The 16,944-nt window shown below is 68.0% G+C and carries 15 protein-coding genes; 6 read left to right on the top strand and 9 right to left on the bottom strand.

All coding sequences use genetic code 11. From position 1 onward, the window contains the following. Positions 1-25: 25 nt before the first annotated feature. The 8 genes from lpdA to gloB form a co-directional block, all read right to left on the bottom strand. Positions 26-1,426 (bottom strand): dihydrolipoyl dehydrogenase, encoded by a 1,401-nt coding sequence (gene lpdA, locus ASF25_RS05460; protein ID WP_056303756.1) that lies wholly within the window; start codon positions 1,424-1,426, stop codon positions 26-28. Positions 1,427-1,539: 113 nt separating this feature from the next. After that, entirely contained in the window at positions 1,540-2,853 is a 1,314-nt protein-coding gene (odhB, locus tag ASF25_RS05455) for a 2-oxoglutarate dehydrogenase complex dihydrolipoyllysine-residue succinyltransferase (protein WP_056303754.1), read from the bottom strand. A gap of 78 nt (positions 2,854-2,931) precedes the next feature. Further along, on the bottom strand, positions 2,932-5,904 hold the full coding sequence (locus ASF25_RS05450; RefSeq protein WP_056266531.1) for a 2-oxoglutarate dehydrogenase E1 component: 2,973 nt from the start codon (positions 5,902-5,904) through the stop codon (positions 2,932-2,934). Between the two features lie 183 nt (positions 5,905-6,087). Next, on the bottom strand, positions 6,088-6,972 hold the full coding sequence (sucD, locus tag ASF25_RS05445) for a succinate--CoA ligase subunit alpha (RefSeq protein WP_056176345.1): 885 nt from the start codon (positions 6,970-6,972) through the stop codon (positions 6,088-6,090). Between the two features lie 8 nt (positions 6,973-6,980). Then, positions 6,981-8,177, bottom strand: a complete 1,197-nt coding sequence (gene sucC, locus ASF25_RS05440; protein WP_056176342.1) for an ADP-forming succinate--CoA ligase subunit beta — start codon at positions 8,175-8,177, stop codon at positions 6,981-6,983. A gap of 103 nt (positions 8,178-8,280) precedes the next feature. Further along, positions 8,281-9,243: a malate dehydrogenase gene (mdh, locus tag ASF25_RS05435; protein WP_056176341.1), complete on the bottom strand. Its 963-nt coding sequence runs from the start codon at positions 9,241-9,243 to the stop codon at positions 8,281-8,283. A gap of 315 nt (positions 9,244-9,558) precedes the next feature. Further along, positions 9,559-10,164 carry a TetR family transcriptional regulator gene (locus ASF25_RS05430; RefSeq protein WP_244472908.1) on the bottom strand — a complete coding sequence of 202 codons (606 nt, stop codon included), beginning with the start codon at positions 10,162-10,164 and terminating at the stop codon, positions 9,559-9,561. Positions 10,165-10,436: 272 nt separating this feature from the next. After that, on the bottom strand, positions 10,437-11,216 hold the full coding sequence (gloB, locus tag ASF25_RS05425; RefSeq protein ID WP_056266536.1) for a hydroxyacylglutathione hydrolase: 780 nt from the start codon (positions 11,214-11,216) through the stop codon (positions 10,437-10,439). Positions 11,217-11,441: 225 nt separating this feature from the next. On the opposite strand from gloB, the gene ASF25_RS05420 reads away from it, so the two are divergent. The 6 genes from ASF25_RS05420 to ASF25_RS05395 all read left to right on the top strand — a co-directional run bounded on the left by ASF25_RS05420 (position 11,442) and on the right by ASF25_RS05395 (position 16,263). Beyond that, positions 11,442-12,176, top strand: a complete 735-nt coding sequence (locus ASF25_RS05420; protein WP_056303751.1) for a methyltransferase domain-containing protein — start codon at positions 11,442-11,444, stop codon at positions 12,174-12,176. Between the two features lie 3 nt (positions 12,177-12,179). Continuing rightward, the gene (locus ASF25_RS05415; protein WP_056176332.1) at positions 12,180-12,863 is read left to right on the top strand and encodes a MarC family protein; all 684 of its coding nucleotides are present in this window, start codon (positions 12,180-12,182) and stop codon (positions 12,861-12,863) included. 111 nt (positions 12,864-12,974) lie between these two features. Then, positions 12,975-13,772 carry a 4-hydroxy-tetrahydrodipicolinate reductase gene (gene dapB / locus ASF25_RS05410; protein ID WP_056303750.1) on the top strand — a complete coding sequence of 266 codons (798 nt, stop codon included), beginning with the start codon at positions 12,975-12,977 and terminating at the stop codon, positions 13,770-13,772. A gap of 105 nt (positions 13,773-13,877) precedes the next feature. Further along, positions 13,878-14,516: a 2,3-bisphosphoglycerate-dependent phosphoglycerate mutase gene (locus ASF25_RS05405; protein WP_056176327.1), complete on the top strand. Its 639-nt coding sequence runs from the start codon at positions 13,878-13,880 to the stop codon at positions 14,514-14,516. After that, positions 14,516-15,199, top strand: coding sequence for an alpha-ketoglutarate-dependent dioxygenase AlkB (locus ASF25_RS05400; protein ID WP_056303748.1), 684 nt, complete (start codon positions 14,516-14,518; stop codon positions 15,197-15,199). The genes ASF25_RS05405 and ASF25_RS05400 overlap by 1 nt, the downstream gene beginning before the upstream one ends. Positions 15,200-15,303: 104 nt before the next feature. Next, positions 15,304-16,263: a hypothetical protein gene (locus ASF25_RS05395; RefSeq protein ID WP_056303746.1), complete on the top strand. Its 960-nt coding sequence runs from the start codon at positions 15,304-15,306 to the stop codon at positions 16,261-16,263. A gap of 79 nt (positions 16,264-16,342) precedes the next feature. On the opposite strand, the gene grpE is transcribed toward ASF25_RS05395, so the two are convergent. After that, positions 16,343-16,927 (bottom strand): nucleotide exchange factor GrpE, encoded by a 585-nt coding sequence (grpE, locus tag ASF25_RS05390; RefSeq protein WP_056176319.1) that lies wholly within the window; start codon positions 16,925-16,927, stop codon positions 16,343-16,345. Positions 16,928-16,944 lie beyond the last annotated feature (17 nt).

Genomic DNA, 16,944 nt, shown 5'->3' with positions numbered 1-16,944 from the left:
GGGCAGCGAGACCGCCGCGTCGCTTTCAGATGTGGATCGCGCGCTTGGCGACTGCCAAGGCGGCCTCCTTGACGGCTTCCGTCAGGGTCGGATGGGCGTGACAGGTGCGAGCGACATCCTCGGCGGAGGCGCCGAATTCCATCGCCACAGCGACTTCTGCGATGAGATTGCCCGCATCCGCACCGACGATATGCACGCCGAGCACCCGGTCGGTGGTGGCGTCGGCCAGGATCTTCACGAAGCCGTCCGTGGTATGGTTCACCTTGGCGCGGCCGTTGGCGGTGAAGGGGAATTTCCCGGTGTTGTAGGCGATGCCGTCCTTCTTCAACTCTTCCTCGGTCTTTCCGACCGAAGCGACCTCCGGATAGGTGTAGACCACGTTCGGGATCACGCCGTAATTCACGTGGCCCGACTGGCCGGCCAGGAGCTCGGCCACGGCGACCCCTTCGTCCTCCGCCTTGTGGGCCAGCATCGGCCCGCTGATCACGTCGCCGATGGCATAGATGCCCGTGACGTTGGTGGCGTAGTGGCTGTCCGTCTGGATGCGGCCCTTGTTGTCGAGGCCGACCCCCACCGTCTCCAGGCCGAGGCCTTCGGTGTAGGGTACGCGGCCGATAGCCACGAGCACCACGTCGGCCTGAAGCGTTTCGGCCTCGCCGCCGGCGGCGGGCTCCACCGTGACGGTGGCGGCGCCATCCGCCACTTCGACGCCCGTGACCTTGGACGAGAGTTTGAACTGTACGCCCTGCTTGCCGAGGATGCGCTGGAACTGCTTGCCGACCTCGCCATCCATGCCCGGCAGGATACGGTCCAGATACTCGACCACCGTGACCTCGGAGCCGAGGCGGCGCCAGACCGAGCCGAGCTCGAGGCCGATGACGCCGGCCCCGATGATGAGAAGCTTGCCCGGCACCTTCTCCAGGGCAAGCGCGCCGGTGGAGGAGACGACGATGGTTTCGTCGATGGTGACCCCGGGGAGCCTGGTGACGTCCGAACCCGTCGCGATGACGACGTTCTTCGTCTCGAGAAGCTGGTTGCCGCCATCCTCGGACAACACCTCGACGCGGCCCGCACCCGCCAGGCGCGCGGTGCCCCGATACGCGTCGATGCCGTTCTTCTTCAGCAGGAACTCAACGCCCTTGGTGTTGCCGTCGACGCCGTCCTGCTTGAACGTCATCATCTTGGCGAGGTCGAGTTGCGGCGGGCTGACGATCACGCCCATGTCGGCGAAGTGCTTGCCCGCCTCCTCGAAGGCCTCCGAAGCATGGAGCAGGGCCTTCGACGGGATGCAGCCGACGTTGAGGCAGGTGCCGCCATGGGTTGCCCGCTTCTCCACCACGGCAGTCTTGAGGCCGAGCTGAGCCGCCCGAATGGCGCAGACATAGCCGCCGGGACCGGTGCCGATGACGACGAGATCGTAGGACATGGGATTCTGACTCGCTGAAGTGGGCGGCGGGTCATGCCCCACCATCGGATACGAAGCGCGCGGAAGCGTCCGGCCGCGTGGATCGCGGCCGGCGGACGGTTAGCTGCCGGGCCTTAGAGGTCGAGCACGAGGCGTGCCGGATCCTCAAGCGCCTCCTTGACGCGCACGAGGAAGGTCACGGCTTCCTTCCCGTCGACGATGCGGTGATCGTAGGACAGGGCGAGGTACATCATCGGCCGGGCTTCGATCTTCCCGTTCCGGACCACCGGTCGCTCTTCAATGCGATGCATGCCGAGGATGCCCGATTGTGGCGCGTTGAGGATCGGGGTCGACATCAGGGAGCCGTAGATGCCCCCGTTGGTGATGGTGAAGGTGCCGCCCTGCATCTCTTCGATGGAGAGCTTGCCGTCGCGGGCCTTCTTGCCGAAGCCGGAAATGGTCTTCTCGATACCCGCGATGGAGAGGTCGTCGGCGTTGCGCACCACCGGCACGACGAGGCCCTTATCGGTGCCGACCGCGATGCCGATGTGGTAATAGTTCTTGTAGACGAGATCCTGCCCGTCGATCTCGGCATTGACCGCCGGTACGTCTTTGAGCGCGCCGATCACCGCCTTGGTGAAGAAGCCCATGAAGCCGAGCTTGGTGCCGTGCTTCTTCTCGAAGATGTCCTTGTACTGGCTGCGCATGGCCATCACGGCGGACATGTCGACGTCGTTGAACGTCGTCAGCATCGCGGCCGTGTCCTGCGCGTCCTTGAGACGGCGGGCGATGGTCTGGCGCAGCTTGGTCATGCGCACGCGCTCTTCGCGGGCCGCATCGTCGGGCTTCGACGGGACGCGCGGGGCGGCGGGCTTGGCCTCCCGGGCGGGGGCCGCCGCCGGTGCTGACGGCCCCTTCGCCTTGGCCTCCAGCATATCACCCTTGGTGACGCGGCCATCCTTGCCCGAGCCGTTCAGGGTCGCGGGATCGATGCCGGATTCCCGGGCCATCTTGGAGACCGCCGGGCCGTTGTCGCCGGATTCACGAGCCTGGGCCGGGGCACCGTCACCGTGATTGCCGTAACCGGCCGACGAACTCTCGGCCGGGGCCTCGGCAGGCTTCTGCTCGCCCTTGTCCTCGGCGGGCGCCTCGGAGCGGGTCTCGGCCTTCTGCTCGGTCTTCTTCGGAGCCGCTGCCTTGGCACCGCCGGTGGCCTCGACGATGGAGCCCAGCAGGGCGCCCGGCTCCACGGTCTCGCCGTCCTTGACCAGGATCTCGCCGAGTTCACCGGCCGCCGGTGCGTTGACTTCGAGGGTGACCTTGTCGGTCTCGAGTTCCACCAGGGGCTCGTCGGCGGCAACCGTATCGCCCGGCTTCTTGAACCAGCGGCCGATGGTGGCCTCGCTGACGGATTCGCCGAGCGTCGGGACGAGGATGTCGGTTGCCATGGTGTTTGTCCGTCCGGGTGGTGTCACGGCGCCGTTGGCGGGCGCCCTCAGATCAGGAAGGGCTGCGAGGGACCGGCGTCAGACCGCCAGCGCCTCGTTGAGGAAGGCTTGGAGCTGCGCCTGATGCTTCGAAAGCAGGCCCACCGCCGTGGAGGCCGAAGCAGGCCGACCGACGTAGCGCGCGCGCTTCACCGAGGACTGGGCCTGGCCGAGCACCCATTCGAGGTAGGGCTCGACGAAGGCCCAGGGGCCCATGTTCTTGGGCTCCTCCTGGCACCACACCACCTCGGCATTGCGGAACCGGGACATCTCGCCGGCCAACGCCTTGAGGGGGAACGGATAGAGTTGCTCGACCCGCAGGATGTAGACGTCGTTCAAGCCGCGCTTCTCGCGCTCGTCGTAGAGGTCGTAATAGACCTTGCCCGAGCACAGAACGACACGACGGATCTTGTCGTCCTTGACGAGCTTGGTGGCGTCGTCCTCGCGCTCGGCATCGTCCCACAGCACGCGGTGGAAGCTCGATCCCTCCGCCATCATGTCGATGCCGGACACGGCCCGCTTGTGACGCAGGAGCGATTTCGGCGTCATCAGGATCAGCGGCTTGCGGAACTCGCGGTTGAGCTGGCGCCGCAGGATGTGGAAGTAGTTCGACGGCGTGGTGCAGTTGGCCACCTGCATGTTGTCCTCGGCGCACATCTGCAGGAAGCGTTCCAGACGCGCCGAGGAATGCTCCGGCCCCTGGCCCTCGTAGCCGTGCGGCAGCAGCAGGGTCAGGCCGGACATGCGCAGCCACTTGCGCTCGCCGCTCGAAATGAACTGGTCGATGACCACCTGCGCACCGTTGGCGAAGTCGCCGAACTGCGCTTCCCACAGCACCAGGGCATTGGGCTCGGCCGCCGAGTAGCCGTACTCGAAGCCGAGCACCGCCTCTTCGGACAGCATCGAGTTGATCACTTCGAGGCTGGCCTGCCCCTCGCGGATGGAGTTGAGCGACGTGTAGCGCTGCTCGTTCTCCTGATCGATCACCACGGCGTGGCGCTGAGAGAAGGTGCCGCGCTCGACATCCTGGCCCGAGAGGCGGACCCGGTGGCCCTCCAAAAGCAGCGATCCGAAGGCGAGTGCCTCCGCGGTCGCCCAATCGATGCCTTGACCGGTCTCCACCGCCTTGGCGCGGTTGTCGAAGAAACGCTGGATGGTGCGGTGGAGGTGGAAGCCGGGTGGCGGCGTGGTGATGCGCTGGGCGATCTCGCGCAGGATCTCCGTCGGCACACCGGTCTTGCCCCGGCGCGGATCGTCGACATCCTCACGCACGGCCTTGAAGCCGGACCAGCGTCCATCGAGCCAATCGGCCTTGTTGGCCTTGTAGTTGCTGGCGACTTCGAGCTCACCGTCGAGGATCGCGCGGAACTCCGCCTTGCGACCGTCGAGCTGCTCCTGGGAGAGGACGCCCTCTGCGACGAGCTTCTTGCCGTAGGTCTCCAGCGCCGTCGGGTGCTTGCGGATGCGCTGGTACATCTTCGGCTGGGTGAAGGCCGGCTCGTCGCCCTCGTTGTGGCCGAAGCGCCGATAGCACAGCATGTCGATGACGACGGGCTTGCCGAATTTCTGCCGGTACTCGATGGCGATCTTGGCCGCGAACGTCACGGCTTCGGGGTCGTCGCCGTTGCAGTGGAAGATCGGGGCCTCGACCATCTTCGCGACATCCGACGGATAGGGCGAAGACCGCGAGAAGCGCGGATCGGTGGTGAAGCCGATCTGGTTGTTGATGATGAAGTGGATCGACCCACCCGTACGGTGCCCCTTCAGGCCCGACAGGCCCAGGCACTCGGCGACCACACCCTGTCCGGCGAAGGCGGCGTCGCCGTGGATGAGCAGCGGAACGACGCTGGTGCGGTGGACATGCGGGTTGGCGCGCTGGTCCTGCTTGGCGCGGACCTTCCCGAGCACCACCGGATCGACGATCTCGAGGTGGGACGGGTTGGCGGTGAGCGACAGGTGGACGTTGTTGCCGTCGAAGGCGCGGTCCGAGGATGCACCGAGATGGTACTTCACATCGCCTGAGCCCTCGACCTCGGCCGGATTGGCGGAGCCGCCCTTGAACTCGTTGAAGATCGCCCGGAAGGGCTTGGCCATCACGTTGGAGAGCACGTTGAGGCGGCCGCGATGGGCCATGCCCAGCACGATCTCGTGGGCGCCGAGCGCCCCGCCGCGCTTGATGATCTGCTCCAGCGCAGGGATCATGGCCTCGGAGCCGTCGAGGCCGAAGCGCTTGGTACCGGTGTACTTCAAGTCGAGGAACTTCTCGAAGCCTTCGGCCTCGATGAGCTTGTTGAGGATCGCGCGCTTGCCCTCGGGGGTGAAGGTGATCTCCTTGCCCTTGCCCTCGATGCGCTCCTGAATCCAGGCCTTCTCCTCCGGATTGGAGATGTGCATGAACTCGACGCCAAGCGTCTGGCAGTAGGTGCGCTCGAGGATCTCGACGATCTCGCGAACCGTCGAGAATTCGAGGCCGAGCACGTTGTCGAGGAAGATCGGACGGTCCCAGTCCTTCTCCTCGAAGCCGTAATGCTGCGGGTGCAGTTCCTCGTGGTCGCCGCGCGGGGCGAGACCGAGGGGGTCGAGCTTCGCATGCAGGTGGCCGCGCATGCGGTAGGCGCGGATCAGCATGATCGCGCGGACCGAATCCTTGGTCGCCTGCTCGACCGAGATGCCGGGAGCGGAGGCGACGACGACGCCCTTGACGGGCTCCTTGGCGGTGTCGCTCTTGGCGCGAATCTTATCGCCCATCGCCTTCTCGACGGTGGACCAGTTGCCGTCGAGGGCCGAGACGATCTCGCCGTTGGCGTGAACCGGCCAGTTCGGCTTTTGCCACGAGGCGCCGGCGGCATTCTTCTCGGCGGCGCCCTTGTCCTCGTTGAGGGAGCGGAAGAAGTCCTGCCACGCGGGATCCACCGAATTCGGATCGCGGGCATGAGCGGCCTGCAGTTCCTCGATGTAGGCGGCGTTACCGCCGTAGAGGAACGAGGTTTCGAGCGCGTCCTGGCGTGCCATCGTTCAGGTCATCCTACCGCTTGGCTCAAGGCCACCCCATCCGGGGCGACCGCCGCCCGATCCGGCGCCGGGCGCCGGGGATCGGATTTGGAAAGTCGGACGCAGGGTGAGCCGCGCCCGTCGGATCTCATATGGGTGCCCGAGCCTGAATGCGGCGCAACACAGGCCCGCGCACCGCAAGCGTCAGCCCTTGAGGACTTCGACGAGGGTGCTGCCAAGGCGGGCCGGCGAGGGCGAAACCCGGATGCCGGCCGCCTCCATGGCGGCGATCTTGTCCTCGGCGCCGCCCTTGCCACCCGAGATGATCGCGCCCGCATGGCCCATGCGGCGGCCCGGGGGCGCCGTGCGGCCGGCGATGAAGCCGACCATGGGCTTCCTACGGCCGCGCTTGGCCTCGTCGGCGATGAATTGCGCCGCTTCCTCCTCCGCCGAGCCGCCGATCTCGCCGATCATCACGATGGACTCGGTCCTGTCGTCGGCGAGGAACAGTTCGAGCATGGAGATGAACTCCGTGCCCTTCACCGGGTCGCCGCCGATGCCCACGGCCGTGGTCTGGCCCAGCCCCGCGTTGGTGGTCTGGAACACCGCCTCGTAAGTCAGCGTGCCCGAGCGGGAGACGATCCCCACCGAACCCGGCTTGAAGATGTTGGCCGGCATGATGCCGATCTTGCATTCGCCGGCGGTGACGATACCGGGGCAATTCGGGCCGACGAGGCGGGACTTCGAGCCTTCCAGGGCGCGCTTGACGCGCACCATGTCGAGCACGGGAATTCCTTCCGTGATGCAGACGATGAGCGGGATCTCGGCCTGGATCGCCTCGCAGATCGCGTCGGCCGCGCCAGGCGGCGGCACGTAGACGACCGAAGCGTCGGCGCCGGTGGCCTCGCGCGCCTCCGCCACCGTGTCGAAGACCGGCAGGTTGAGGTGCTTCGAGCCGCCCTTACCGGGGCTGGTGCCGCCGACCATCTTGGTGCCGTAGGCGATGGCCTGCTCGGAATGGAAGGTCCCGTTCTTGCCGGTGAAGCCCTGGCAGATGACCTTGGTGTTCGCGTCGATCAGGATGGACATGGGTACTCTCAGCCCTTCTTCACGGCGGCGACGATTTTTTGTGCAGCGTCGTCGAGATCGTCCGCCGGGATCACGTTGAGGCCGGAATTCCGGATGATCTCCTTGCCCTTCTCGACGTTGGTCCCTTCCAGGCGCACCACCAGGGGCACTTCGAGGCCGACCGCCTTCACCGCCGCGATCACGCCGTTGGCGATCACGTCGCACTTCATGATCCCGCCGAAGATGTTGACGAGGATGCCCTTCACCTGCGGATCGGCGGTGATGATCTTGAACGCCGCCGTGACCTTTTCTTCACTCGCGCCGCCGCCGACATCGAGGAAGTTCGCCGGCTCCTCGCCGTAGAGCTTGATGATGTCGAGGGTCGCCATGGCGAGGCCGGCGCCGTTGACCATGCAGCCGATGGTGCCGTCGAGGGCGATGTAGGCGAGATCGTACTTGGAGGCTTCGATCTCCTTGGCGTCCTCCTCGGTCTCATCGCGCAGCGCAACGATGTCGGGGTGGCGGTAGAGGGCGTTCGAATCGAAGGAGATCTTGGCGTCGAGGCACTTGAGATGGCCGTCGCCGGTGAGCACCAGGGGGTTGATCTCCAGCATGCTCATGTCCTTGGCGGTGAACGCCTCGTAGAGCTTGGTGGTGAGGTCGCCCGCTTCCTTGGCCTGGGTCCCGGACAGGCCGAGCGTCTTGGCGACGAGGCGGCCGTGGTGGGGCATCACGCCGGTGGCCGGATCGACCGAGAAGGTGACGATCTTCTCCGGGGTGTCGTGCGCCACCGTCTCGATGTCCATGCCGCCCTCGGTGGAGACGACGAACGCGACCTTGCCGGTCTCGCGGTCCACCAGCATCGAGAGGTAGAATTCCGCCTCGATCTGGGCGCCCTCCTCGATGTAGAGGCGGTTGACCTGCTTGCCGGCCTCTCCGGTCTGGATCGTGACCAGGGTCTGGCCGAGCATCTCGCCCGCGAACTGCTTCACCTCGTCGAGGGACTTGGTGACGCGCACGCCACCCTTGGCGCCGGCGGGCGCGCCCTTGAACGAGCCTTTGCCGCGGCCGCCCGCGTGGATCTGCGATTTCACCACCCAGACCGGGCCGCCGAGTTCGCGTGCCGCCGCCTCGGCCTCTTCGGCCTTGAAGATCGGCACGCCGCGCGAGACGGGCAGGCCGAACTCCTTGAGAACCGCTTTGGCCTGGTATTCGTGGATGTTCATGCCAAACTCCTCCCTCGTCCCGGCCGGACCGGGCCTCCCGGTTTCCTTATAGCTCGGCTTGAGCGGGCCGCTCGCACGACCCGCCGCCGAATCTTATGCGTTGTTAGGCGAGCGCCGGATTGATGCCCTTGCACGCCTCGATGAGGCCCTTCACGGCCCCGACCGACTTATCGAACATCGCCTTCTCGTCGTCGTTGAACGTAACTTCGAGGATGCGCTCGACGCCGTTCGCGCCGATGACGATGGGGACGCCGACATACATGCCGTTGATGCCGTACTCGCCGTTGAGATAGGCGGCGCAGGGCAGGACACGGCGCTTGTCGCGCAGGTAGCTCTCGGCCATGGCGATGGCGGACGCGGCGGGCGCGTAGAAAGCCGAGCCGGTCTTCAGCAGGTTGACGATCTCGCCGCCGCCCTTGCGGGTGCGCTCGACCATGGCGTCGAGCTTCTCCTGGGTCGTCCAGCCGAGCTTGACCAGGTCGGTCAGCGGCACGCCGGCGACGGTGGAGTAGCGCACCAGCGGCACCATGTCGTCGCCATGCCCGCCGAGCACGAAGGCGGTGACGTCTTCGACGGAGACCTTGAATTCGTCGGCGAGGAAGTGGCGGAAGCGGGCGGAGTCGAGAACGCCGGCCATGCCCACGACCTTGTGGGTCGGAAGGCCCGAGAACTTCTGGAGCGCCCACACCATGGCATCCAGGGGATTGGTGATGCAGATCACGAAGGCGTCGGGCGCGTGCTGCTTGATGCCGTTGCCGACGGCTTCCATCACCTTGAGATTGATGCCGATGAGGTCGTCGCGGCTCATGCCGGGCTTACGCGGTACGCCGGCGGTGACGATCACCACGTCGGCCCCGGCGATGCCGGCATAATCGCTGGCGCCCGAGTAGGCCGCATCGAAGCCGTCGACGGGGGCGGATTCGGCGATGTCGAGGGCCTTGCCCTGAGGCACGCCGTCGACGATGTCGAACAGGACGACGTCGCCGAGTTCCTTCAACCCGGCCAGATGCGCGAGGGTGCCACCGATCTGTCCGGCGCCGATGAGCGCGATCTTGCTGCGTGCCATGGGTAAAACGAGCCTCCGGTGATCGGGATAAGTGGGCGGTGTTCCGCTTGTGTGACGGGGTCCGACCTGCGGCGGCAGGATCGCACCGCCAAGCCTTCGTGTGGGTTCTGTGCGCTGCGGCGGTGTGTGGCGGAAAAGGCCCAGAGCTTCAACCGATGCTGGATCGGCATTGCACGGTTCGGGCCACACGTTCCCGACAATGCAGTTCGGGAGCATCGGCGAAAACACAGATGTTCGAAGGCGTTAGGAGTTCGAAGTCCCGCACCGTGCGGGAAGATTCCTTCGGTGACAGGAAAAACGTTCTGTCACGGAGGCTCAGAGCGCACCCGTTCGAAGGACCCGCTGAATGGCGAGAATCACGGCGCCGAGACGCGCCTCGATCAGGTCGGCCGGCAGATCCGCATCGTGTTGGATCGCCAGGGGATGGGTGAAGCGGTAGCTCGCGTCGAAGATGTAGGCGATGGCCCGCTCCCGATCCCGTGCCACGAAGGCACCCGTGGCCATGCCTTCCTCCACCACCCGCTCCACGAGCCCGCGCAGACGAACCCGATGGCGCCGGGCGATGGGGCGCGCGCCGACAGCCGCATCGAGATGGACGGAGAACAGGTTCGGCTCGTTGGCCAGGGTCAGGCGCTGGGCCGAGGCCAGTGCGGAGAGCAGCCGCTCGATCTTGTCGTCGGCGGGATCGGGCGCGTCGGCGATGCGGGCGAGTTCCGCCTCGACGTCGCGCAGCCAGCGGCCCGCGACGGCGTCGAGCAGCGCGTCCTTCGAGGGGAAGTAGCGGTAGACGTTGGCATGGGTCATCCCGGCCTCCGCCGCCACGGCCACCACCGTCACCCGCTTCGGACCGAGGCGGCGCAGGTGCTCGGTGGCGACAGCCAGGAGGCGCGCATCGACGGCGATCGGTGCCGTACGCGGCACGGAGCGACCGGCTCGGCTGGCCGAGGAGCGATCGGAGGATGGCTTCCGGGGCACGTCGTCGAGGAGCCCGTCCTCGAGAGCGTCGCCTGCGGCAAGACCTTTCCCAAACACGAAGGGCGGGCCGGGAGGCTGCATCGTTCGGGAACACCGACCACGGTTCGAGAGGGAGCGGGGGCCCCTCACCAAATCGCCAGCGTCGCTCACCACGACGTGCACATTCGCGAGCCCCGATGTCTCGCAGGTGCGAGACACTGGCCAAGCCCTTTAACGGGTCAGAACTTATTCTTCCAGGCCCTCAATGCAGTAAAGACGTGTACGGGCTCGGTTCCGGGTGCAAGATCGACCGCATGGGCCAAGGCGGGCTCTCCTGCCCGCAGGAACGGGTTGGTCGCCCGCTCCTCTCCCAGGGTTGTGGGAATCAGGAAGCGGCCTTCGGCTTTGGCACGTTCGGCCTCCTCCATCCGCGCCGTCAACTTCGCGTTGTCGGGATCGACGGCCCGCGCGAATCCGGCGTTGGACAGGACATAATCGTGCCCGCTGTAGACCTGCGTGTCATCGGGCAGGCGGGCGAAGCGAGCGAGCGAGCGCCACAGGACGCTGGGTTCCGCCTCCATCACCCGGCCGCAGCCCAGGGTGAACAGGGTATCGCCGGCGAACACCAGGCCGGCCGCCTCGAACCAGTACGTGACGTGGTCGGCGCAATGCCCGGGCGTCTCCCAGACCTCGGCCGATAGCGCTCCGACCCGCACCACATCGCCCTCGGATACGGCGACGTCCACCTCCGGCACGGCTGCGCCTGCCTTGGCCGGAGCCGTCACCCGAGCGCCCGTGCGCCGCTTCACCTCGGCGATCCCCTCGATGTGATCCGCGTGCCGGTGGGTGACGAGGATGTCGGTCAGGGTCCAGCCCGCCTCATCGAGGGCGGCGAGCACGGGGCCCGCTTCCGGCACGTCGATGGCTGCACAGGCGCCCGTCTCGGGGTCATGCAGGAGCACGCCGATGTTGTCGCTGCGGCACAGAAAGGTCCGGATGTCCGGTCGGGGAGCGGGCATGGCATTGTCCTCGGCTTAGGGGTCCGATGTCGGCGGGGAACCGGGCCGGGTGCGGTCCGGTTCCGGCCGGAATGCCCGGCCGGCCTTCGCGGATCGGGCCCGGCGCATTCAGCTTGGCGGATTGAGCTTGGCGGGGTTGCCGGAGTCGCCTCAGGACCCCATTGATGCGGGTGCGCGCTGCCGTTCCCTCAAATCAAGCACACCGGCCGCGCCGGACCCTCGCTCATGCGCCTCGACGTCACCGACCTGCGCGCCTTCTACGCCAGCCCCTTGGGCGGGGTGACGCACCGCATCGTCGCCCGCGCGATCCACGGCTTTCTCGGCTCGGTCTCGGGCCTGCGGGTGCTCGGGCTCGGCTACGCCACGCCCTATCTCGGGCCCGTCCACGTCATCGCCGAGCGGACGCTCGCCTTCATGCCGGCGACCCAAGGCGTGGTGAACTGGCCCGGCAGCGGGCGCTCGTGCTCGGCACTGGCCGACCCGACGATGATGCCCCTGCCCGAAGCCGCCGTCGACCGGGTGATCCTGGTTCACGCCCTCGAATCCGTCGAGAGTCCCACCGAGTTGCTCCAGGACGTCTGGCGGGTGCTGACGCCGGGGGGGCGGATGATCCTGGTGGTCCCCAACCGCCGCGGTGTCTGGGCCCGGCGCGACGCGACGCCCTTCGGCCACGGCCAACCCTACAGCCGCTCGCAGCTCGCGCGGCTGATGCGAACGACGCAGTTCTCCCCCGAAGGTTGGGCGGAGGCCCTGTACCTGCCGCCGGTGCAGAGCCGCGTCTGGCTGCGCACGGCCGGGGCCTGGGAGCGCCTCGGCACCGGCCTGTCGCTGCCCTTTGCCGGCCTGCACGTGGTGGACGCGACCAAGCAGCTGTATCGACCCGTCGCCGTCCGGCGGGTCCGGCGGGCGACCCGCCTCGCCCCGGCCCGCGCCCTGGTGCCGGCCCCCTCCCCCGGTTGATCCATGCTGTCCATCTTCGCTCCCGAGGCGACGCTGCAGAGCTTCGTGCTGGCCCTGTCGAGCCTGTTCTCCATCGTGAACCCCATTGGGTCGGCGCTGATCTTCGCCCAGGTCACCGCACAGAACTCCCATGCCGACCGGGTGGAACTCTCGAAGCGCATCGGGTTCTACGCGGCGCTGATCATGCTCTCGGCGCTCTGGGCAGGCGCGCCGATCCTCAACTTCTTCGGAGTCTCCCTGGCAGCACTCCGCATTGCCGGCGGCCTCGTGGTGGCGGCCTCGGCCTGGACCCTGCTGACGGCTCCGGAGGCGCGCGAAGCCCGCAAGCACGCCGAGGCGAAGGGCAGCACGCCCGACAACCTCGCCGAACTCGCGTTCTTTCCCCTTACCCTGCCGTTCACCACCGGCCCCGGCACCATCGCGGTGGCCATCGCATTGGGTTCCAATCGTCCGGAGGCGGGGCCGGACCGCATCGGCTTCTATCTCGGCATGTCGCTCGCCGCCCTCGCCATCGCGGTGATCGTACGGTTCGTCTACGGCTCGGCCGACCGGGTGGTGACGCTGATCGGCCCCGTCGGCGCTCGGGTACTCGGGCGGCTCTTCGCCTTTCTTCTTCTCTGCGTGGGCACGCAGATCACCGTGAACGGCGTCACGGACGTGCTGGGACCTCTGCTTCCGCCCCGCTGAGGCCGAGGCCGGTCCGCCCCGGCGGCCTTCGCCTTGGCAGGTCTGGGCGCCTTGGCAGGTCTGGCCCGAGGCTGTACCGCAGGGCTCCAATCGTTCGGGAAGGACACGGGGATGCGGCTCGTGGTGGTCGGCGCCGGTGGGCGCATGGGGCGGATGCTGATCCGCGCGGTGGCGGAAGCCGAGGACTGCACCCTCTCGGGGGCCATCGAACGCGAGGGTGCCCCTGTGCTCGGCCAGGATGCCGGGGTGCTCGCCGGTCTGGCGCCCCTCGGCGTCGCCGTCACCGACGATCCCCTGCCGGTCTTCGCCGCCGCCGAGGGTGTTCTCGACTTCACGACGCCCACCGCCACCACCTTTTTCGCCGAACTCGCCGCGCAGGCCCGAATCGTCCACGTGGTCGGCACCACCGGCATGGAGGAGGCGGATCTCGCCAAGCTCGCGGCGGCGGCCCACCATGCCCGCATCGTGAGGTCGGGCAACATGTCCCTCGGCGTCAACCTCCTCGCCGGCCTCGTGCGCAAGGTCGCCGCGGCCTTGGGCGAGGAATTCGACATCGAGATCGTCGAGATGCATCATCGCATGAAGGTCGACGCGCCCTCCGGCACCGCCCTGTTGCTGGGCGAGGCGGCGGCGGAGGGACGCGGGGTGGCGCTGGCCGACGCGCGTGTCTCGACCCGGGACGGGCATACGGGGGCCCGCCGGCCGGGCGACATCGGCTTCGCGACCCTGCGCGGCGGCACGGTCGTGGGCGACCACAGCGTCGTCTTCGCTGGCGCGGGCGAGCGCCTGACCCTGAGCCACCACGCCGAGGATCGGGCGATCTTCGCCCGCGGCGCAGTGCGTGCAGCGCAATGGGCCTTCGACCGGCCGCCGGGCCTCTATGGCATGGCCGACGTCCTCGGGCTCTGATAAGGCCCCGTCGTCATTGCGCGTTCAGCTTGCGGCGCGCACACACCGCCCGGCCCAGCCCGATGCTGCGCTGCAAGAGAATCAGATTCAGGGGATCGATCCGCGATGGAGCGCCTGCTTGTCCTCGCTCGCCACGGCCAGAGCGAATGGAACCTCAAGAAGCTGTTCACGGGCTGGCGCGATCCGGAGCTGACGGAGCTCGGCATCTCCGAAGCGCGCACGGCCGGGCGCTGGCTCGGGCAGCAGGGCCACCGGTTCGATGTCGCCTTCACCTCCAACCTGCGCCGCGCCCAGCGCACCTGCGCACTGATGCTGGAGGAGATGGGCCAGCCCGACGTGGAGACGATCCGCGCCGAGGCCCTCAACGAACGGGATTACGGCGACCTGTCGGGCCTGAACAAGGACGACGCCCGCGAGCGCTGGGGCGACGCCCAGGTGCACCAGTGGCGCCGCTCCTACGACATCCCGCCGCCCGGCGGCGAGAGCCTGAAGGACACCGCAGCCCGCGTGCTGCCCTACTACATCCAGACCATCCTTCCCCGCGTCATGGCCGGTGAACGCGTTCTGGTGGCGGCCCACGGCAACTCCCTGCGCGCCCTCGTGATGGTGCTCGACGGCCTGACCACCAAGACCATCGCCAGCCTCGAGATCGCCACGGGCATTCCGCTGGTCTACCAGCTCAAGGCCGACACCACGGTGGAGAGCAAGTCGGTGCTGGAACGCGACATCGACCACGACGAGTGATGGGGCTGCCGGCGGAGCTCCGGCCCGTCGAACTCCTGCCGGGACTGATCCACTACCCCGGCTACCTCGACGGACCGGCGCGGAGCCGGCTGGCGGCTGACCTCGCCGCCCGCCTCGCGGACGCTCCCCCCTACCGGCCCCGGATGCCGCGCACCGGCCGGCCCTTCTCCGTGACCATGAGCAATTGCGGCGCCCTCGGCTGGGTCTCGGACCGGTCCGGCTACCGCTATCAGGCCCACCATCCCGAAACGGGCAAACCGTGGCCGGCGATCCCGGACCTCGCTTTGCGCGCCTGGGACGACCTGTCGGGTTATCCGGCCCCGCCCGAGGCGTGCCTCGTCAACCTCTACGACGCCGACGCGCGCATGGGCCTGCATCAGGACCGCGACGAGGCGGCCCTCGACGCGCCGGTCCTGTCCCTGTCGCTCGGTGCCTCCGCCCTGTTCCGCTACGGCGGCCCGAACCGGAGCGACCCGACGCGCTCGGTCCGCCTGCACGCGGGCGACGCCCTGATCATGGGCGGGGCCGCGCGTCTCATCCACCACGGCATCGACCGCATCCTGCCACCCGCGCCGGATCTCCTGGCCTCCGCCGAACCCGGCCCGGGCTTCCTCCCTCAGGACGGGCGATGCAATCTCACCTTGCGCCGCGTGACGCGGCCCGGAGATGCGCCGACGGCTTGACACGGACAGGACTGGGGCCGACCCATCGGGATTGATCGGTCCGGTTTACGGACGACAGAATGCCCGGCGCGACGAGACCGGGCACCCCGCGGAGAAACAGCTCGATGCGTCTGCGTAGCCTCGCCCGTCCGGCCACGATCCTGGCCCTCCTCCTCGGCCTGACGCAGGCGGGCCTGGCAGCCGATCCGATCTTCCCCGCGAGTTCACGTTTCGGCTTCGAGCCACCGCCGGACATGGTGTCCTCGAAGCGGTTCTCCGGCTTCGAGCGGGTGGAGGGCGGTGCCACGGTTTCGGTGGTCGAGTTGCCGCCCAACGCGTTCGCGGAACTGGAACAGAGCTTCACCGACGCGAACCTGAAGCAGCAGGGCTTCATCGTGTCCAACCGGCAGGCGATCAAGGTCGCGGGCGACGTCGATGCGGTGCTGTTCACCGGTGAGCAGCCTGCGGCCGATCCCAGTGCCGGACCGGCGATCAAGAAGTGGATGCTGCTCGTCGGCGATCCCACGGTGACGGGCATCATCATCGCCCAGACCACACCGGACGCCGAGACCGACGAGAGCATGGTGTCGATGCTCACGGGCGTCCGAATCCGCCCCGAACTCACCCTGGACCAGCAGGTCGCAGCCCTGCCGTTCCGGATCGGCGACCCGGCGGGATTTCGGCCCGTGCGGGTGCTCGCCGGCAATTCCGTGCTGATGACCCAGGGCCCCAAGGACCAGATGGCCGCCCTGGAACAGCCGATCCTGGTCCTCGCCCAGGCCGTGCAGCCCCCGCCCCAGGCCGAGCAGCGCGAGGCCTTCGCCCGCACGGCCCTGGCCTCCAACCAGACCATGAAGGACTTCATCGTCGAGCGGTCGCAGAGCTACCGTCAGAAGGGCGTCGATTGGCACGAGATCGTGGCGCGGGCCACGGATACGCCGTCCGGCATCCCCGTGGTGGTCTCGCAGACCATCCGCTTCGCCCCGGACGGGTATCTCCGGGCCGTCGGCGTGGTGCGGGCCGACCACCGCGAGGGCGTCCTCGCCCGCTTCCGCGAAGTCGTCGACAGCGTGCAGATCAAGTAGGCGTTCGAGGGTCGTAAAAAAGGCGACGGCGCCCTCGGCACCGTCGCCCTGTCGGTCGAGCCCCGTCGTGAGGCGCGTGTCAGGCCGCGTCGGCCGGGTTGGCGGCGACGGGCTTCGGACCTCCCTTGGCGACGCCGACCAGGGCCGGGCGCAGGGTGCGGTCGCCGATCACGTAGCCGGACTGCATCACCTGAACCACGGTGCCGCTCGGCACCTCGGCGTCGGGAACCTCGAACATGGCCTGATGGCGGTTCGGGTCGAAGCGCTGTCCCTTCGGATCGATGCTCTTCACGCCGTGACGCTCCAGGGTCTTGCCGAGGTCGCGCTCGGTCAGTTCGATCCCATCGAGGAGCGCCTTGAACGCACCGGTGGCCCCGGTGCGCTCGGCCTCGGGCACGCTCTCCAGGGCACGCCGGATGTTGTCGGCGGCGTTGAGCATGTCGCGCGCGAAATTGGTGACGGCGTAGGTCCGTGCATCGGCGACCTCGCGCTCGGTCCGCCGGCGCAGATTCTCCATCTCGGCGAGCGTCCGAAGGACGCGGTCCTTGAACTCGTCGCGCTCGGCCACGAGGGTGGCCAGCGCCGCAGCCTCAGGGGCGCCCTCCGGCGTCGCTTCGGTCTGCGTGGTCTCGACCGTGGGGTCGTTCTCCATGTCGTTCGCCATCGTCACTTTTCGTCGGA

Origin of the sequence: Methylobacterium sp. Leaf100, assembly GCF_001422845.1 — a bacterium.
Classification (GTDB): domain Bacteria; phylum Pseudomonadota; class Alphaproteobacteria; order Rhizobiales; family Beijerinckiaceae; genus Methylobacterium.
Note: the sequence above shows the minus strand (reverse complement) of the source record. Positions and strands in the feature narration are given on the sequence as shown.

What these genes read in the sequence shown, in the direction of transcription:
- lpdA (WP_056303756.1), bottom strand. Translation starts at nt 1,426, where the DNA reads ATGTCCTACGATCTCGTCGTCATCGGCACCGGTCCCGGCGGCTATGTC.
- odhB (WP_056303754.1), bottom strand. Translation starts at nt 2,853, where the DNA reads ATGGCAACCGACATCCTCGTCCCGACGCTCGGCGAATCCGTCAGCGAG.
- ASF25_RS05450 (WP_056266531.1), bottom strand. Translation starts at nt 5,904, where the DNA reads ATGGCACGCCAGGACGCGCTCGAAACCTCGTTCCTCTACGGCGGTAAC.
- sucD (WP_056176345.1), bottom strand. Translation starts at nt 6,972, where the DNA reads ATGTCCATCCTGATCGACGCGAACACCAAGGTCATCTGCCAGGGCTTC.
- sucC (WP_056176342.1), bottom strand. Translation starts at nt 8,177, where the DNA reads ATGAACATCCACGAATACCAGGCCAAAGCGGTTCTCAAGGAGTTCGGC.
- mdh (WP_056176341.1), bottom strand. Translation starts at nt 9,243, where the DNA reads ATGGCACGCAGCAAGATCGCGCTCATCGGCGCCGGACAGATCGGTGGC.
- gloB (WP_056266536.1), bottom strand. Translation starts at nt 11,216, where the DNA reads ATGCCCGCTCCCCGACCGGACATCCGGACCTTTCTGTGCCGCAGCGAC.
- ASF25_RS05420 (WP_056303751.1), top strand. Translation starts at nt 11,442, where the DNA reads ATGCGCCTCGACGTCACCGACCTGCGCGCCTTCTACGCCAGCCCCTTG.
- ASF25_RS05415 (WP_056176332.1), top strand. Translation starts at nt 12,180, where the DNA reads ATGCTGTCCATCTTCGCTCCCGAGGCGACGCTGCAGAGCTTCGTGCTG.
- dapB (WP_056303750.1), top strand. Translation starts at nt 12,975, where the DNA reads ATGCGGCTCGTGGTGGTCGGCGCCGGTGGGCGCATGGGGCGGATGCTG.
- ASF25_RS05405 (WP_056176327.1), top strand. Translation starts at nt 13,878, where the DNA reads ATGGAGCGCCTGCTTGTCCTCGCTCGCCACGGCCAGAGCGAATGGAAC.
- ASF25_RS05400 (WP_056303748.1), top strand. Translation starts at nt 14,516, where the DNA reads ATGGGGCTGCCGGCGGAGCTCCGGCCCGTCGAACTCCTGCCGGGACTG.
- ASF25_RS05395 (WP_056303746.1), top strand. Translation starts at nt 15,304, where the DNA reads ATGCGTCTGCGTAGCCTCGCCCGTCCGGCCACGATCCTGGCCCTCCTC.
- grpE (WP_056176319.1), bottom strand. Translation starts at nt 16,927, where the DNA reads ATGGCGAACGACATGGAGAACGACCCCACGGTCGAGACCACGCAGACC.